This window comes from Maribacter sp. R77961 (assembly GCF_044594925.1).
In the GTDB taxonomy this organism is placed as follows: Bacteria; Bacteroidota; Bacteroidia; order Flavobacteriales; family Flavobacteriaceae; genus Maribacter.
The window spans coordinates 184,594-202,404 of sequence record NZ_CP138991.1 but is presented as its reverse complement, the minus strand read 5'-3'; the positions used below and the strand labels follow the sequence as shown (position 1 = coordinate 202,404).

At 38.0% G+C, this 17,811-nt stretch carries 14 protein-coding genes; 10 read left to right on the top strand and 4 right to left on the bottom strand.

Annotated elements, in window-relative coordinates:
• Position 1 precedes the first annotated feature (1 nt).
• Positions 2-1,291 carry an NADH:ubiquinone reductase (Na(+)-transporting) subunit B gene (locus tag SJY09_RS00860; RefSeq protein ID WP_396637089.1) on the bottom strand — a complete coding sequence of 430 codons (1,290 nt, stop codon included), beginning with the start codon at positions 1,289-1,291 and terminating at the stop codon, positions 2-4.
• A gap of 3 nt (positions 1,292-1,294) precedes the next feature.
• Entirely contained in the window at positions 1,295-2,647 is a 1,353-nt protein-coding gene (locus tag SJY09_RS00855; RefSeq protein WP_396637088.1) for a Na(+)-translocating NADH-quinone reductase subunit A, read from the bottom strand.
• Positions 2,648-2,798: 151 nt separating this feature from the next.
• Here SJY09_RS00855 and SJY09_RS00850 point away from each other — a divergent pair, with 151 nt between their 5' ends.
• The 6 genes from SJY09_RS00850 to SJY09_RS00825 all read left to right on the top strand — a co-directional run bounded on the left by SJY09_RS00850 (position 2,799) and on the right by SJY09_RS00825 (position 8,427).
• Positions 2,799-4,043, top strand: a complete 1,245-nt coding sequence (locus tag SJY09_RS00850; protein WP_396637087.1) for a DUF5103 domain-containing protein — start codon at positions 2,799-2,801, stop codon at positions 4,041-4,043.
• 113 nt (positions 4,044-4,156) lie between these two features.
• Entirely contained in the window at positions 4,157-5,197 is a 1,041-nt protein-coding gene (locus SJY09_RS00845; protein WP_396637086.1) for a DUF3667 domain-containing protein, read from the top strand.
• A 3-nt stretch (positions 5,198-5,200) separates the two neighbouring features.
• A complete protein-coding gene (apaG, locus tag SJY09_RS00840) occupies positions 5,201-5,587 on the top strand; it encodes a Co2+/Mg2+ efflux protein ApaG (protein WP_396637085.1) in 387 nt (128 codons plus the stop codon).
• Positions 5,588-5,670: 83 nt separating this feature from the next.
• Positions 5,671-7,299 carry an L-glutamate gamma-semialdehyde dehydrogenase gene (gene pruA / locus SJY09_RS00835; protein WP_396637084.1) on the top strand — a complete coding sequence of 543 codons (1,629 nt, stop codon included), beginning with the start codon at positions 5,671-5,673 and terminating at the stop codon, positions 7,297-7,299.
• A 113-nt stretch (positions 7,300-7,412) separates the two neighbouring features.
• Positions 7,413-7,925: a DinB family protein gene (locus SJY09_RS00830; protein WP_396637083.1), complete on the top strand. Its 513-nt coding sequence runs from the start codon at positions 7,413-7,415 to the stop codon at positions 7,923-7,925.
• A 127-nt stretch (positions 7,926-8,052) separates the two neighbouring features.
• On the top strand, positions 8,053-8,427 hold the full coding sequence (locus tag SJY09_RS00825; RefSeq protein ID WP_396637082.1) for a hypothetical protein: 375 nt from the start codon (positions 8,053-8,055) through the stop codon (positions 8,425-8,427).
• A 119-nt stretch (positions 8,428-8,546) separates the two neighbouring features.
• Here SJY09_RS00825 and rsmG read toward each other — a convergent pair whose 3' ends face one another.
• Complete coding sequence (gene rsmG, locus SJY09_RS00820) at positions 8,547-9,182, bottom strand: 16S rRNA (guanine(527)-N(7))-methyltransferase RsmG (protein ID WP_396637081.1); 636 nt, start codon at positions 9,180-9,182, stop codon at positions 8,547-8,549.
• 121 nt (positions 9,183-9,303) lie between these two features.
• Here rsmG and SJY09_RS00815 point away from each other — a divergent pair, with 121 nt between their 5' ends.
• The 4 genes from SJY09_RS00815 to SJY09_RS00800 all read left to right on the top strand — a co-directional run bounded on the left by SJY09_RS00815 (position 9,304) and on the right by SJY09_RS00800 (position 16,283).
• Positions 9,304-10,404 (top strand): fatty acid desaturase family protein, encoded by a 1,101-nt coding sequence (locus tag SJY09_RS00815; protein WP_396637080.1) that lies wholly within the window; start codon positions 9,304-9,306, stop codon positions 10,402-10,404.
• A gap of 16 nt (positions 10,405-10,420) precedes the next feature.
• A complete protein-coding gene (locus SJY09_RS00810; RefSeq protein WP_396637079.1) occupies positions 10,421-11,611 on the top strand; it encodes a pyridoxal phosphate-dependent aminotransferase in 1,191 nt (396 codons plus the stop codon).
• A 160-nt stretch (positions 11,612-11,771) separates the two neighbouring features.
• The gene (locus SJY09_RS00805) at positions 11,772-13,742 is read left to right on the top strand and encodes a sulfatase-like hydrolase/transferase (protein WP_396637078.1); all 1,971 of its coding nucleotides are present in this window, start codon (positions 11,772-11,774) and stop codon (positions 13,740-13,742) included.
• A 72-nt stretch (positions 13,743-13,814) separates the two neighbouring features.
• The gene (locus tag SJY09_RS00800; protein ID WP_396637077.1) at positions 13,815-16,283 is read left to right on the top strand and encodes a DUF5686 and carboxypeptidase regulatory-like domain-containing protein; all 2,469 of its coding nucleotides are present in this window, start codon (positions 13,815-13,817) and stop codon (positions 16,281-16,283) included.
• Between the two features lie 34 nt (positions 16,284-16,317).
• Here the strand turns inward: SJY09_RS00800 and SJY09_RS00795 are convergent, their stop codons facing one another.
• A complete protein-coding gene (locus tag SJY09_RS00795; protein ID WP_396637076.1) occupies positions 16,318-17,811 on the bottom strand; it encodes a TrkH family potassium uptake protein in 1,494 nt (497 codons plus the stop codon).

Below are 17,811 nucleotides of genomic sequence, written 5' to 3'. Positions count from 1 at the left end.
ATTAAACTGTTTCTGCTTTAAGTTCTTTTGCTTCAGCATCTGAATCCAATGGAAGGATAACAGCGTTCTTGAGCCTTTTCATTCTTCTTTTTACGTTTCCTTGAATAACATAATGGTCTATTGTAGGAGCAAATACGTTCATCAATAAAATTGCAAGAAAAACTCCTTCGGGATAAGCTGGGTTAAATACGCGGATCATCACGGAGATGAATCCTATTAAGAAACCATAAATCCATTTTCCTTTATTGGTCTGCGACCCCGTAACAGGATCAGTAGCCATATAAACAATTCCAAAGGCCAGACCACCAACAATTAAATGTTTCCAAAAGTCAAAGCTCATTAGTCCGTAGAACTTACTTGTCTCTCCTACCCAACCGAAATCTACAACTTGGTTAAAAATAAGACCCATTACCAGCGAACCGATTACGGCACTGACCATAATACGCCAACTAGCGATTTTACTGAATATCAAAAACAGACCTCCTAAAAGACATAGAAAAGCGGATGTTTCCCCCACGGAACCTGGTATAAAACCAAAAAACATATCTGAAATGCTGTATTTTGCTTCCATCGCAGCTCCATTATTCTGCGCTAAGTAACCTAGAATTGTTTCACCCGAGATGGCATCAACATTTGTTGCGCCTGCTAAAATTTGCTCTGAACGCTCGCGTGCCTCATGTACCCATACCTTATCACCACTCATCCATGTAGGATAGGCGAAAAACAAGAATGCTCTTATGGTCAAGGCGGGATTTAAAATATTCATCCCAGTACCTCCGAAAACCTCTTTTCCGATAACAACACCAAAGACAACGGCTACCGCTAACATCCATAATGGCGTATCTACAGGAACAATCAATGGAACAAGCATTCCCGTAACCAAGTAGCCTTCCTCTACTTCGTGGCCTTTAATTACCGCAAAGATAAATTCAACTATAAGTCCAATTCCATAAGAAATTACTACTAATGGAAGTACTTTTATGATTCCTATCCAGAAATTATCCCAAGTAATAAAGTGTTCCATAACCGAAAAGTTAGATGGAAAACCATTTATTGCCGAATAATGTTGATATCCGGCATTGAACATGGAAAACAATAAAATCGGGATTAAAGCCGTAATTACCGTATTCATGGTTCGCTTTAAATCATCTGCTGCTTTTACGTGCGTTCCACCTGCATGGGTGGTTTCGTCTGGAGTAAACAAAAAAGTATGAAAGGCATTGAAGGCTGGAGCCATCTTCTTGCCCTGATACTTTAATTTCAACTCATGCATTTTACTTTTTATGCTCATCTTTTATCCTATTTCTTTTTGTAACAAATCCAATCCTTCACGAATTATTTTCTGATGCGGTTGTTTCGATATACATATAAATTCGGTTAAAGAAAAATCTTCTGGTGCAACCTCGTAAAGTCCCAATTGCTCCATCTCATCCAAATCCTTGACCATACAGGCCTTTAATAGCTGCATCGGATAAATATCCAATGGAAAAACCTCCTCGTAATGACCCGTAACCACGAAGGCCCTATGCTCGCCATTCGTATTCGTATTTAAATCATATTTCTTTTTAGGCTGTAACCAAGAGAATGTCAATGCTCTCGTATTGGAAACTTTGTTGAAAATGGGTTTATTCCATCCGAAGAAATCATAATCATCACCTTCAGGAATTGCCGTTACCGTATTGTTATAAAAACCTAAACTTCCGTCAGGACTACTTTTAGAACCCGTAAGCACATCCCCGTTGATTACCCTGAAATTTTCTTCGTTAACACCGCTAGCATATAAAAAGGTAGATATCTCCGCTCCTATTTTAGTGGTGTAGTATTTAGGAGCTTTCACAGAAGAACCTGCTAAAGCTACGGTACGCTCCGCATTAAATTTACCGGTAAGAAGAAATTCACCGATAACGATTAAATCCTGGGGAGAAACCGTCCATACCAGCTCCCCTTTGTTAATGGGATCCAGTTTATTAATCTGAGTTCCTACCAAACCTGTTGGGTGTGGACCAGAAACTTTGTGCAGTTCAACACCGTTCATAGTGGCAAGAGGAGAATTTCCATTTTTCCCAACTGAAACGTGAATTTTACCCGGCGTGAGTTTTGCCAAAGCGCTTAAGGCTGCTTGTAGCTCTGCCTCTTTACCTTTTAAAACGTAGTCCAAATCTGCTGTCAATGGCCCTGAATTATACCCCGAGACGAATATGGATTTAGGAGTAGCATCGGGATTAGCGATAACATCGTAGGGCCGCTGTTTTATAAATGGCCAACATCCTCCCTTTAACAAAAATGCCTTTACATCTTGCTTTGTAGCATTCTCTAAAGAAATGGTTTTGTGACTTAGCGTCTCCTGAGTCTTATCAGCCAAAATTTTGACGCTAAGAATTTTTCTTCTCGCACCTCTTTCTATTTCAACCAACTCGCCGCTTACTGGAGATACAAAAAGCATATCCTCCACGTTTTTGTTGTAAAATATAGGCTCACCAGCTTTTATTTCCGCTCCTTGTTTAACAAGCATTTTTGGGGTTACGCCGTGAAAATCCTCTAAATTTAAAGTGTACACATTGCTTGATACAGCTTTCGATGTTGTAAGCTCTGCGGCACCTACTAAATTGAGGTTGAGACCTTTTTTAATTCGGATGTCTTTAGACATATATTGTAGACCTTAGGTTAACAAAATTAGTTGCGAATTTACTACTAAATGAAAAAAATACATAATAATTACCTTATAATTTCGGCATTATATCGATGTTAATTTGTTCGGCATCCTTTTTGTTTACCTTTACCTAAAAATTGGCTAAATAATGCGCTTTTTCCTTAAACAAATCCTTTTACTTTTTTTTCTGCAAAATATAGTGGCCCAAGTGCAAGAAGAAGTAACTGAACCGGAGAACATTAAATCAATCGTATTCAAAGGTCCTACAGAGGACCAATTCCCCATCATACAAATAGGTGAACCAATGTATTTGGAGTTTGACGATCTCTTGGCCAACGAGCAGGATTACTACTATAAAATAGTACACTGCGACTATGACTGGACACCATCAGACTTGCTAAAATCGCAATATTTAAGCGGTGTGGACAATCAGCGTATCATTAATTACGAAAATAGCTATACCACCTTAGAGACCTATTCCAATTATCAATTAACCATTCCAAATGAGAATGTGAAATTAAAGGTTAGCGGTAACTACGTGTTGGAAATTTACAATAGTAGTTATGAGCTTCAATTTTCGAGAAGATTCGTGGTCTATAAAGATATCGTTAAAGTTGGCGGCACGGTGAAACGATCTAGAGATTTTGATTTTTTAAACGAAAAGCAAGTGGTACAGTTCGTTATCAATGCAGGGAATTTTAGGCTTGTAAACCCCAAAAAAGAAGTGAAAGTGGCGATTTTACAGAACTATTATTGGCCAAACGCCCTGTACAATATCAAACCGCAATTTACACTTGGTCAAGAATTAGTATACAAATATGACCAAGAGACCGCATTCAATGGAGGTAATGAGTATTTACTCTTTGACACCAGCGACTTAAGGGCTCCAAGTTCTCAGATATCAAAAATTGAATTAGGTGAATTATACCATCACTACCTCTTTTCTGACGACTATAGAAACGATGAACCATACACATTTTTCCCTGACATTAATGGTGATTTTACGATTAGGACACTGCAAGGCGAGAATGCTTCCAGAGAGGCAGAATACACTTACGTTCATTTTAGTCTGCCCTATACCGAGGCATTAGCATTAGATGATGTCCACATCTTCGGAAAATACAATAATTACGCGCTTACCGATGAGAATAAAATGGTCTACAACGAAGAAAATGGAATGATGGAAGCCATCATAAAATTTAAACAGGGCTTTTACAACTACAAATACGTTACAAAGGATTCAGAAAATACCATACGTTTAAATCCTGTTGGAGGTAATTTCCATTTTACTGAAAATAATTACTTGATTTTGGTATATTACAGAGATTTTGGAGACATGTACGACAGTATTATTGGCGTAGGCTCGGCAAACTCCAGAAACATCACCAATTAACGTAATTTACTTTTTGACCATACATGGAAACCAAACCAAAGGTTAATACTTCTGGGCGCTATAAATTGAAATACCGAGGCGTTGAGTGCTTAAATTGCAAACATCCTTTGGACATGAGCGATAAGTATTGTCCGAACTGTGCCCAAGCCAATAGCACCAAAAAGCTTTCGTTGAAAGATTTTTTTGATGAATTCTTTTCCAACGTCCTTTCATATGATTCCAAATTACTTAAGACCTTAGGAGCTCTTTTATTAAGACCTGGAAAAATCACCAGAGACTATATAGAAGGTAAGCGGGTTTCTTACACCAATCCATTTAGGTTTCTTTTAAGCTTATCCATCGTGTATTTTCTTTTAATGGGTCTATCTGGAGATTTTGGACAGATAGATAAACTTGCGGAAACCGCTCCAAGTAAAATTTTGAATTTTGAGCCCGAAGATGTGGTACAAAACTTGGATTCGTTGGAACAGAAAGAAGCTCGTAACTTTTTAAACGAAGTAGATGCCTTAAAAATTGGAGCATTGATTAAAGACGAGTCTCGAAAAAAAGATTCCATGATGCTGGCCAATCCTAAAAAAGAACTTGAAAAAGTAGCTGAAAAAAGCTTTCTGGGCAGACATTTTGCAAAACAAAACATCTTTAGACTTCTAATTGAACAGGACACCATTTACGTTTTTGAAGATCTTGTAAAAAAACATAATGTAGCGGATACTAGAGACAATAGAATGTCTTTCAGCAGCGCAAAGAGTATTATCAAGGTACAGAAACAACCTGGAGATTACCTAAGTTCCCTAATATCGAAATTACCGTTCACTACATTTTTCTTTCTACCGGTCTTCGCTATTTTCATTTGGTTGATATATATCAGAAAAAAATACACTTATACCGATCATTTAATCTTTAGCTTCCACAATCAATCATTGTTATTTATCTTGCTCATTATTAGCTATTTGATTGATAATGTTTTTGGTATCAACAGCGGAGGATTGTTTTTTCTAATTTTCGGAATATACCTCTACAAAGCAATGAGAAATTATTACCGGCAAGGAAGATTTAAAACTATTGTTAAATATCTTTTTCTCAATACTATTTTCATTATTTTGGCTATTCTAGGTGTAGCAATATTGTTCACCACCAGTATTTTTACATATTAAGCTATGATAACACAGGTTACAAAAGGTATTAAGATTTCGGTGAATACTAATTTTGAAGGCACTTTCTTTAAAAATTACAAAATGCACTATGCTTTTGGGTACACCATCACTATTGAAAATCAAAGTAAAGACCCTGTGCAACTAACATCTCGCCATTGGAGAATTTATGACTCCTTAAATGATGTAGAAACCTTAGATGGGGAAGGTGTTATCGGCAAAAAACCAATGATACAACCCGGCGAATCGCACACCTACAACTCTGGATGCCTTTTAACCTCTCCGATAGGAGCCATGAAAGGGCACTACAATATGGTTAATTTTGATTCTTCAGAGAAATTTAGAGTGTATATCCCAACATTTAAATTTAGCGCACCGTTTGCCTTAAATTGATTCGTTTTGTAAGCCATTTAGTTTCTAATGGCAAACCCTTTTAGTACCTTTGTTCAACTTTTTTAATCTATAAAATTTTGACCATGGGTAAAGGTTTTTTTCAAGTACCAACTGCATTTAACGAGCCAATAAAAAGCTATGCTCCAGGAACTCCGGAGCGGGAGGAAGTATTAAATCAATATAAAGAATATTACAATAGCCAAATCGATGTGCCAATGTACATTGGCGGCGAGAAAGTACGCACTGGTAATACAAAACCCATGTCTCCTCCCCATGATCATAAGCATATTGTTGGGAGCTATCATACCGCGGAAAAAAGCCATGTGGAAAATGCCATTTCCAATTGTTTAGCGTCTAGGGATGCCTGGGCAAACCTAACATGGGAACAACGTGCCGCTATATTCCTAAAAGCGGCAGAGCTCATTGCAGGCCCTTATAGAGCAAAAATCAACGCTGCTACTATGATAGCGCAGTCTAAAACCATCCATCAAGCAGAAATAGATGCAGCCTGTGAGTTTATAGATTTCTTAAGGTTCAATGTTGAATTCATGTCTCAAATCTATGAGGAGCAACCAGATTCAGCAGAGGGTATTTGGAACCGGGTAGAGTATAGACCATTAGAAGGATTCATCTATGCTGTTACTCCGTTTAACTTTACGGCCATAGCGGGAAATCTTCCAGCAAGTGCAGCAATGATGGGTAATGTTGTGGTATGGAAACCAAGTGACAGTCAAGTATTTTCTGCCAAAGTAATTGTAGATATATTTAAGGAAGCAGGTCTTCCTGATGGTGTTATCAACGTAATCTACGGGGATCCCGTTATGATTACGGAAACGGTTCTTGCTAGTCCAGATTTTGCAGGAATACATTTTACAGGTTCAACATTTGTTTTTAAGGAACTTTGGAAACAAATAGGAAACAATATCCATACCTACAAAACCTACCCAAAAATTGTTGGAGAAACAGGCGGAAAAGATTTTATCGTAGCACACCCTTCAGCAAAACCGAAACAAGTTGCAACCGCTATTGTTCGCGGTGCCTTTGAATTCCAAGGTCAAAAGTGCAGTGCGGCTTCTAGGGTTTATCTACCAAAATCTACTTCTAAAGAAATACTAGAATCCGTAAAAGAAGATATCGCTTCTTTTAACAAACCAGGTTCTCCTGAGGACATGTCTAATTTTGTTACGGCAGTAATACACGAAGGATCTTTTGACAAACTTGCTAAGTACATTGACCAAGCAAAGAGCGATACTAATGCCGAAATCATAGCAGGTGGAAATTATGACAAATCAAAGGGGTATTTCATTGAACCAACAGTAATCGTCACTACAGATCCAAAATATACAACTATGGAAACCGAACTTTTTGGCCCTGTAGTAACTATATATGTTTATGAGGATAAAGATTGGAGCAAAACATTAGAACTTGTCGATGCCACCTCTGAATATGCACTTACCGGAGCTGTGCTATCTACGGACAGATATGCCATTGAAGAAGCAACACAAGCATTGCAGAATTGTGCAGGAAACTTTTATATTAATGACAAACCTACCGGAGCAGTTGTTGGACAACAACCTTTCGGTGGCGCAAGGGCATCCGGCACAAATGACAAGGCAGGCTCTGCGCAAAATCTATTAAGATGGGTTTCCCCTAGATTAATAAAAGAAACCTTTGTAACACCAGAGAATTATAGATATCCATTCTTAGGATAAGCTACTGATGTTAAATTGTTTACAAAAACAATCGTTAGATTAAAATTTGATTAAATTTAGAAGTGCTGTTAGAAAATCTAGCAGCGCCTTTTTAACAACTATAACCTATTAAAATGAAAAAAGTAATAACAATCTGTGCCTTTTTAGTCGTGGGGCTGACACATGCACAAGAGAATTTAGCACAAAACACCATTAAAGGTGTTTTAATGGGCAATCAAGCTCAAGTCGTTCAATTGGCCGAAGCGTTTTCTGAAGAACAGTACAGTTGGAGACCTGCCGAAGGTGTAAACTCTGTAGCAGAAGCGCTGCTCCATGTTGCTGGAGCTAATTATTATTTGGCATCTAAAATGGGGTTTCCACCTCCTGAAGATGTAGATATGATGGGTTTAAGTAAAATCGCAGGTAAAGACAATATTATAGCTGCCTTAAAAAAATCCAATGAATTTGTACTAGACAAAATAACGATGGTAGAAACGGGCCAATTAAATGAAGAAGTTGATTTCGGTTTCGCCAAAATGAACAAAATGGGCGGTTTATTGGCCATGATGGAACATAATGGAGAACATAAAGGTCAGTTGATTGCCTATGCCCGTTCAAACGGCGTGGTACCACCTTGGAGTAAATAAGTATACCCCCTCTTCAAACAAATTAAAGGTGCCTGTCGGCACCTTTTTTAGTCCATTAATTTAAAGTTAAGAAACACAGAAGCTAGCAACCATTTGATAAGAAGCACATCTATTAAAAAATAGAATTGTGAAAAAACTTGTTTTCCTTGTTGGCTTTCTTGGCTTACTATCATGTAGCACCGATGATTTAGGCCTTCCAATAATTGCTGCGTGCGACACTTCTAACCCAATCGAAGATTTAGATTGGTTAAGAGCACAAAGTGATGACATAAAAAATAACCAAAGCGATATCGCTCAATATTTTTTCATTGAAATTGCCGAATATCAAGACCAAACCGTATTCATATCAAATAACTGCTGCCCCATTTGTAACACCGTGGTTCCTGTATACAATTGTGAGGGGGAGTTTTTAGATTTTTTAGGAGGAGGAATACCTATCGGTGAACTCTCTAAAAGGGCCACCATTTTTAAGCGTGATGATTTTTCATGTCAAATCAATTAATGCTATTTCAGTTATAGCCGGTACATGTCTCCAATAAAAAAACATTACATTCTAAAAGATGGATATTCCCATGCTTTTACGCACTATTGGTCGCTTAGAAACGATGATAACTTTTTCCGCTATCCTTTAAATTTCAAAGGCAAATAAACTACTTTCTTCGTTTCAAAAAAATCATAGTCAAAATAGTTGGTCAAGTCAAAAATCTGTGCCGTTCTATACGCTTTAAGCTCTTCACTTAAATCACCTCCTTTCAGGTAAAGAATACCATTTTTTCTTTGATGAAGTGATTCCTTTTTAATTTTACCCTTTATCCAATGAACAAAAGTTGGCATTGCCGCTACAGCTCTACTAACAATAAAATCAAATTGGCCAGAAATTTCTTCTACTCTGGAATTCACTGAAGTGACATTTAAGAGACCAAGGCCTTCTGCCACTTCATTCACCACTTTAATTTTCTTACCTATCGAGTCTACAAGCGTAAAATGAACATTTGGATAAAGTATCGCCAAGGGAATACCAGGAAAACCACCACCAGTACCCACATCCAAAATTTTGGAACCATCCCTAAACTCTTGAATCTTGGCTATTCCCAAGGAATGCAAAACATGACGCAGGTATAGCTCTTCAATATCCTTTCTAGAAACAACATTAATTTTTTGGTTCCAATCTTTATAAAGCTCTTCCAAAAGCACAAACTGTTTCTTCTGGATATCGGATAAATTAGGAAAATATTCAAATATGGTTTCAGCAGTCATCCTTATCTTTGTAAATTAATTTTATGAGTATATTCACTTTTGCAAAGATTTCGTTTTTTAACTAAGCTATCAAACAATAACGACTTCATTTGCGTTATATTTATCAAAAAGATTTCTTAACATGGAACAGCATACAATTCGTTTTTCAAGAAAAGACTCGGCCCAATTTTTTAAGACCTTAAATGGTAGGGTTAACGAGTATTTCAAAAACAATAAAATAAAGAAAACCGGGAACTGGAGGTTACACTTAAAAACCATCATAATGTTCACGCTATTTTTAGCACCTTATTTTCTCATACTCACATTAGGACTTCCTACTTGGGCCAACTTACTATTGACAATCGTGATGGGGATAGGAATGGCCGGAGTAGGAATGAACGTGATGCATGATGGAAATCACGGCTCTTACTCCAACAAAAAGTGGGTGAACAAGCTTATGGGAAGTAGTATTTATATACTTGCAGGAAATGTTTACAATTGGCAGGTACAACACAATGTATTGCACCATACCTATACAAATATCCATGAGCACGACGAAGACATGGAAGCGGGTAGAATCCTGCGTTTTTCAAAACACGCTGAATGGAAAAAACATCATAAATTCCAACATTTTTACTCTGTATTCCTATATGGTCTTTTGACCTTTAACTGGGCTATTACAACGGATTTTCAGCAAATGTACCGTTACATGAAGCGTAAGCTATCTTACGGAAAATTACCAAGCGCGGCCATGAACTGGAGCACCCTATTAGTGACCAAGGCACTCTACATTACTATTTGGATTGTTTTACCGATGTTATTTTTAGACATAGCTTGGTGGAAAATTCTAATTGGTTTCTTTATCATGCATTACGTGGCCGGAGTTATTTTAAGTGTAGTTTTTCAACTGGCGCATATTGTAGATGACGCGGATACTCCATTGCCGGACGAAAGTGGTACTATGAAAAATACCTGGGCTATCCACCAATTGTTTACCACGGTTAATTTTGGTACAAAAAATAGGATTGTAAACTGGTTTACGGGAGGTTTAAACCACCAAGTAGAGCACCATATTTTCCCTAACATTAGTCATGTACATTACACAAAAATTTCCAAAATTGTGAAACAGACTGCAAAGGAGTTTAATTTGCCGTACAATGAGTATAAAACTACTAGGAAAGCCATAATTTCGCACTTTAAACATTTAAAAGAATTAGGGAAACAACCTTCTCTTCAGTACTAGAAATTTTATAAGCGACATGAGCAAGCAACTATCGGACAGGATTAATAGTGTTACTCCTTCCGCAACCTTAGAAATGGCCGCAAAGGCCCGTGAACTTAGAACTCAAGGCAAAGACATCATAGGATTAAGTTTGGGTGAGCCCGACTTTAAAGTCCCGGATTATATCCAAAAAGCTGCGATACAAGCTGTTAATGATGGTTATAACTCCTACACTCCCGTTGACGGTTATGTAGAGCTTAAACAAGCTATAATTACCAAGTTTAAGCGTGATAATGACTTGAGCTATGAGGCCCCTCAAATTGTGGTTTCCACAGGAGCTAAGCAAGCACTTTATAACGTTGCCCAAGTAGTATTGAACAAAGGAGATGAAGTCATATTACCATGTCCTTATTGGGTTAGCTATTCTGATATTGTAAAACTTGCCGATGGTGTTCCAGTGGAAGTACCGACCGCTTTGGAAGATGATTTTAAAATGACCGCGGCCCAGTTAGAAGCAGCTATTACTCCAAAAACAAAAATGCTTTGGTACAGTTCTCCTTGCAACCCTAGCGGGTCCATTTATAGCAAAGAAGAATTACGTGCGCTAGCCGATGTACTTCAAAAACATCCTCAAATAATTGTAGTGAGCGACGAAATTTACGAGCATATTAATTACGGTGTTACTGCACACGCTTCTATGGCAGCGTTTACGGATATGTACGACCGTACCGTAACCGTTAACGGTGTGGCAAAGGCTTTTGCGATGACGGGATGGCGTATAGGGTTTATCGGTGCGCCAGCTTATATAGCGCGTGCCTGTAATAAACTACAAGGTCAGGTTACCAGTGGCGCCAACTGCATTGCACAAAGAGCTGTAATTACGGCATTGGAGGAATCGCCGAACCGTATATCGTATATGGTAGACGAGTTTAAAGAAAGAAGAAAGCTTATTCTTGGTCTTTTGAATAGCATAGACGGATTTAAATGTAATGAACCTGAAGGTGCCTTTTATGTTTACCCAGATGTAACCGCTTATTTCGGAAAGACTTTAAATGGTACTAAAATAAATAATGCATCCGATTTTGCCATGTACCTTTTGGAGCATGCGAATGTAGCAACGGTTACCGGTGATGCCTTTGGCAATGGTAATTGCATACGCATATCCTACGCGGCTTCTGTGGCACATATAAAGGACGCTATTGCTAGGATAAAATCCGCTTTAGGTTAACATATACCTATATTACTAAAAAAACACCCTTAAGAAATACATTTCTTAAGGGTGTTTTCATTTAAAATATTTCTTGCCCTACTAACGATGCTGTTTTTTAGGAAAAAATTACAATTACAAGGAATCATATAGTATATTCAAATAACGAAACCCTTTCCAAATGAAAAAACGAATCACCCATCTGCTACTACTTCATTTTTATAGTATAAGTAGTATTGCTTTCGCTCAAACAAAACCCAATGTAGTACTCATCTTTCCAGATAATTTAGGTGTTGGCGAAGTTGCTGCATTTGGAGGCGCTAGAGGTGTCCCCACACCTAATATTGACCGAATAGGAAAGGAAGGCATTCGTTTAACAAACTTCAATGTGGAATATTCATGCACCCCATCCCGTATTGCAATAATGACAGGAAGATATGCTGTTCGTGCGGGTGAAGATTATTATTCCGGTACTACACTATGGGAGGAAATGCTACCGGAACGCTTAAAATCAGAGGGATATGCAACGGCACTCTTTGGAAAATGGGACCTAGGTGCCAAAGATTGGCTCGGTAACCGAGAACCCACCGACCAAGGTTTTGATAAATGGTATGGTATACCAGGAACGACCACAGTTTCTCAGTATCCTTCTATGGACGGTTTTGACCCTAGTTTACAACCGGAGCCCTATATATGGGAAGGCATTGCAGGTAGCGATTCTAAAAAAGTAAAACCATTTAACCCGGATACCAGGCGAACAATTGACCGTGAAGCAGCCGAAAAAAGCGTGGCCTTTATCAAAGAGAATGTCAAAAAAGAAAAACCATTTTTTCTGTATTACGCCATGACCCAGTTGCACTTCCCCGCACTGCCGCATCCCGATAAGGCGGGAACTACAGGAGCTGGTGATATGGGTGATTCTATGGCTGATGTTGATTTTAACGTAGGCCTTATCTTGAACCAGTTAAAGGAACTAGGAATTGAAGACAACACTTTAGTTATCTGGTGTACGGACAATGGTGCAGAAATGAGGCGACCATGGAGAGGTTCGCCCGGGCCATTTCGAGGATATTATAATTCCGCTATGGAAGGTGGTGTGCGCACACCCGCGGTTATCAGATGGCCAAATAAAATTAAACCCGGTCAAGTTTCCAATGAAATGATACATGAAGTAGATTTATTCACCACTATAATCAACGCTACAGGCTCGGACAAGGCAGTTCCAAAAGACCGATTTATCGATGGCGTAAACCAACTTCCGTTTTTAGAGGGCAAGCAAGAACACGCCAATCGCGAAAGTGCCATTTTTACACAACGATTTGGTCAGATAATGGCTGTAAAATGGCGTAATTGGAAATTGTGGTATGTATACAAAACCGAAATTCTGGACGCGGAACCAGATAATCTGGTGCGTCTTTTTGACCTGCGTGTAGACCCAAGAGAGGAAATCGATGTTAAGGATTACTATCCGGGTATCATAGGTGTTATGGACAGTATTGTTCATAACTATGAAAAAACATTCATTGAATATCCAAGAGTAACTGCCAGCGCAAATAGGAAAGAACCTTATTTACCGGCCCCAAAAGGTTCTGGAAGCACAGTACAGACATACACAAGAAGTGATAGAACAACGCTTAAACCTAGGAGCGTTGCCATGCAAAACCCAGATTTCTCGGGTACATGGTCAACTACTGTACTTCACAGAGTGTCAGTTATAAATCGGACCGATGAGCCTGCCATACCCACACTAGGAAGTGGTTGGGGGAATAAAATCTCCATTAAGCATACGCCTGATGAATTGGATGTGGAACGGGTTGTATTTATTCCTAGGGATTTTCAGCAACTGGTTCGATATCAATTTGATTTAAACGACTCTAAATCTGAAAACAACGTATTGACCGGTCGTGAGGGAAAACCCATTATTTCAACTACCCGCTGGGAAGAAAATAGATTAGTAATCACCTCAACCTATCCTTTTAAAGATACGAAATCAGGAAAATGGTTAACAAGTAAAATGACACAGACACTTTGGCTGGAACCTCCAACCAAAACACCTTGGGAACCTACTTTAGTTGTAGAGACCACAAGAGAAGGACTCATGGGTGGCTCAACCTCAACCAATAGAACAATTTACACTAAAGGTTATCGATAAACTATTTTGAAAATTAACGAAATCAATACAAAACAAAAACCTCTATCTCAAATGGCCTAATTGATAGCTAAAATGATTAGACAAAACAACTTTCTAACTTTTCTCTTCATTACATGCTGTAGTTATTTTACAAATGCACAAGTGTTTGGTCTGGTGGTAGATAAAAACAACGAACCGCTGCCGTTTGTAAATATCTATATTGAGGAAACCTTAAACGGAACGACCACTAACGCAAATGGTGAATATGAGCTCATCATACCTGCCATGGGGAAACAAGTGGTTGTTTTCAAATATCTAGGCTATAAAACCGTGAAAAAATCTATTGATATCCTAGGAGGAAATTATGAATTGAACATAACTATGACGGAGGAAGGACTAAACCTGGATGAAGTTCAAATTGTGGCAAATAATAATCCCGCAAATACCATCATGAGAAAGGTAATTGCCAGAAGAAAAGAACTACGAGCTAGAATAACAAACTACCGGGTAAACTTTTATTCTAAGGGACTTATAAAAATTAAAAATGCACCTGAACGCCTTCTAGGTCAGGAATTTGGAGATTTCGGCGGCGGTTTAGATTCTACCCGAACAGGAATCCTTTATCTATCTGAAACAATATCCGAAGTAGCACGGAGCAATGGAAAGCTAAAGGAAAAAATCTTAGCCTCTAAAGTAAGTGGTGAAGATAACGGCTTTAGTTTTAACGCTGCCTTGGATGTTGATTTTTCATTTTATGAAAATAGGGTCGAGCTAGGTAGCCAATTGGTTTCTCCGCTTGCGGAGAATGCATTCGCTTACTACAACTATAAATTAAAAGGAACCTTTTACGATGAGGCTAATCGATTAATAAATCAAATTGAAGTGAAGTCAAAGCGGGCGGAAGACAAAGCCTTCAATGGAACTATTTATATTGTAGAAGACGAATGGGCATTGTATGCAGTGGATTTAAAGCTAACAGGTAAACAGGCTCAAATCGTTCCCGTGGATACCTTTAACATAAAACAAAGTTTTAATTATTCCAAGCAATATAACATTTGGTTAAAAGTACTACAACGTTTCGATTTTGAATATAGCATCTTAGGGTTTGAAGGCGCCGGCAGATTTACATCAGCTTATAAAGACTACGATTTGAAACCCAACTTTGCTAAGGGCGATTTCACTTCTGAAATTTTATCTTTTGAAAAAAATGCGAATAAAAAGGATAGTTTATTTTGGAAAGAAAAAAGACCAGTACCACTAACTACTGAGGAATCTGTGGATTACAAATTAAAAGATAGCATACAGATTATCAGAAAAACACAGAAATACTTGGATTCTGTAGATGCTAAAAAGAATAAATTTAAACTTTCGTCTCTACTATTCGGCTACACGTACGATAATACTTATAAAGAAAAGTATTATACCATTAATACTCCGATAGAAAACCTTTTATTCAATACAGTTCAAGGATGGCATGGTTCGCTTGCATTCAATTATCTAAAATTGAATAAAGAAAAAGGCAATGCTTTTCGGTTAAATACAAAGCTTAACTATGGGTTATCTGATAAAAGACTACGCCCTACGGCAACTTTATATTATCGATTTAACAAATTCTCTTGGCCTATACTCCAATTAAAAGTGGGTAATGAGGTAAGGCAATTTAACAACGAAGAACCCATTACGCCAATAGGAAATACCATCACTTCTTTATTTTTTGAACGTAATTTTGCTAAATTCTACGACTTAACCTTTGTAAATTTATCATACTCCAAAGAAATCGTAAACGGTATACGAACAAATTTCAATTTAGGTTACGAAGATAGAAAACCCCTCTTCAATACTACCGACTTCACCTATGTTGATATTAATGATAGAAGATTTACTTCCAACAATCCCTTGGCACCGTTCGATTTTACTACTGCACCAATAAACGACCACACTATCGTAAAATTTGCAATAGATGTTCGATTTCGCTTTGGACAACAATATCTTAATTATCCTGACGAAAAGTTTAATGTACCCAGTGAAAAATACCCTACATTATACATAGGTTATGAAAAAGGATTTGCCTCTAGCTCGGTCGCCAATCACTTCGACCAGATTAAGTTACGGCTAAATCAATCTATAAATGTAGCTACTAAAGGAACATTTTCTTACAACTTCAGAGCAGGTGCATTTCTAAATCAGGGAGACATTTCTTTTGTAGACTATCAACATTTTAATGGTAATGAATCCTATATTACACGAAAGGACTATATGGAATCCTTTCTACTACTACCCTATTATTCCTTAAGTACCAACCAAGAATATATAGAAGGGCACGCAGAACATAACTTTAAGGGTTTTATACTAAATAGAATTCCACTCATTAAAAAATTAAATGCCCACTTAATTGTATCTGGAAATTTTTTAACCACAACAAACAATAAACCATATTCTGAGTTCGGGATTGCCTTAGGGAATTTGGGTGTAAAAAAAATCAGGTTCCTTCGTGTAGGTTATGCCCAAAGTTATTTTAACAATACCGTTGAAAAAGGTATAAATATAGGCTTAATGTTTTAAAGTATTTCCTAATTACATTCTACTACGTAATTCTCTAAGTCCGCTTCCAAAAATAAGGAGTAAGAAGAATTAATACGGTAAATAATTCTAGCCTACCCGCTAGCATTAAGAATCCACACCACCACTTGGCTAAATCCGGTAATCCATTGAAATTACTCACTGGATTTAGACTTCCCAGAGCAGGGCCCACATTACCCAAGGAAGATGCCGCACCGCCTATAGCCGATTCAAAATCAAGTCCTAAAAAGCCTAAAACTAGCGCACCGATGATAAAAAGAAGCATGTAGAGCACAAAAAAGCCAATAATATTATAAACAATATGTTCCTTGACCGTTTTATTATTATAGCGTACCGGTATAATGGCATTCGTGTGTAAGGTCCGTTTGAATTCTAATAGACCATTTTTTATAATCAATAAATGGCGCATTACTTTAATACCTCCTGCAGTAGAACCAGCCGAACCGCCCAAAAAGAATAGTCCAAAAAAGAATATGGTCAAAAAAGGCGTCCATGCGGTAAAATCAGCACTAACAAAACCAGTAGTTGTTACTACGGCTATCACTTGAAAGAGCGCATGTCTAAACGAACTTTCCGCCTTGCCCAGAACCATGGGATATCCTGGAGTAAGTTCGGTAATGTTAGCTCTAAAATAAATGACCAAACCCGCCATAACCGTCGCTAAAAGAATAAAGAGACAATAAAACTTAAGCTCTTCATCTTTCAAAACTTTTTGAACTTTCCCTTTGAACGCAAAATAGCTCATCACAAAATTAGTCCCTGCCAAGAACATAAATAAAATAATGATATACTGTATTAAAGGCTGGTCGTTCCAGTGGGCCAAACTAGCATTCTTAGTGGAAAAACCTCCAGTGGACAGCGTTGCCAAGGCATGGTTAATGGCATCGAAAAAAGACATTCCGGCCAATTTTAAAAGTATAGTCTCTGCAACGGTATAGCCCACATAAATCAACCAAAGTCTTTTGGCCGTATCCGTAATTCGTGGATGCAGCTTATCTGCGCTTGGTCCTGGGGCTTCTGCTGCGAATAACTGCATACCGCCAATCCCTAATAACGGCAATATGGCAATTGCTAAAACTATAATCCCCATACCGCCTATCCAATGTGTGAGACTACGCCAAAACAATATTCCCTCTGGCATGGACTCTATATCGTCCATAATAGAAGCACCAGTCGTGGTATAACCGGATATAGTTTCAAAAAAAGCATTGGTAATATCAGGGATAGCACCTGAAAAAATATAGGGTAACATCCCTGAAATGGACATGACGATCCAACCGAACGTAACAATGATATAACCCTCTTTCTGCTTTACCTCTTTTCGGTGTCCACGTGTATAGTACATTGCAAAAACACCGGCGAACATTGTTGAAATCGAAGCAAGTGTTATACTTAAAGTAGCACCATCCTTATAAATACCACTAACCACTGCCGCCAAAAGCATAAAGCCTCCATTGCAAAGCAATAAAAGACCCATGAGATGAAATATAATTCTAGAATTCAGGCGCAT

Bases quoted from the DNA above. Each gene is read 5' to 3' on its own strand.
- SJY09_RS00800 (WP_396637077.1), top strand. From the start codon at position 13,815: ATGATTAGACAAAACAACTTTCTAACTTTTCTCTTCATTACATGCTGT.
- SJY09_RS00810 (WP_396637079.1), top strand. From the start codon at position 10,421: ATGAGCAAGCAACTATCGGACAGGATTAATAGTGTTACTCCTTCCGCA.
- SJY09_RS00860 (WP_396637089.1), bottom strand. From the start codon at position 1,291: ATGAGCATAAAAAGTAAAATGCATGAGTTGAAATTAAAGTATCAGGGC.
- pruA (WP_396637084.1), top strand. From the start codon at position 5,671: ATGGGTAAAGGTTTTTTTCAAGTACCAACTGCATTTAACGAGCCAATA.
- SJY09_RS00850 (WP_396637087.1), top strand. From the start codon at position 2,799: ATGCGCTTTTTCCTTAAACAAATCCTTTTACTTTTTTTTCTGCAAAAT.
- SJY09_RS00805 (WP_396637078.1), top strand. From the start codon at position 11,772: ATGAAAAAACGAATCACCCATCTGCTACTACTTCATTTTTATAGTATA.
- apaG (WP_396637085.1), top strand. From the start codon at position 5,201: ATGATAACACAGGTTACAAAAGGTATTAAGATTTCGGTGAATACTAAT.
- SJY09_RS00855 (WP_396637088.1), bottom strand. From the start codon at position 2,647: ATGTCTAAAGACATCCGAATTAAAAAAGGTCTCAACCTCAATTTAGTA.
- SJY09_RS00795 (WP_396637076.1), bottom strand. From the start codon at position 17,811: ATGCGCCTGAATTCTAGAATTATATTTCATCTCATGGGTCTTTTATTG.
- SJY09_RS00830 (WP_396637083.1), top strand. From the start codon at position 7,413: ATGAAAAAAGTAATAACAATCTGTGCCTTTTTAGTCGTGGGGCTGACA.
- rsmG (WP_396637081.1), bottom strand. From the start codon at position 9,182: ATGACTGCTGAAACCATATTTGAATATTTTCCTAATTTATCCGATATC.
- SJY09_RS00815 (WP_396637080.1), top strand. From the start codon at position 9,304: ATGGAACAGCATACAATTCGTTTTTCAAGAAAAGACTCGGCCCAATTT.
- SJY09_RS00845 (WP_396637086.1), top strand. From the start codon at position 4,157: ATGAGCGATAAGTATTGTCCGAACTGTGCCCAAGCCAATAGCACCAAA.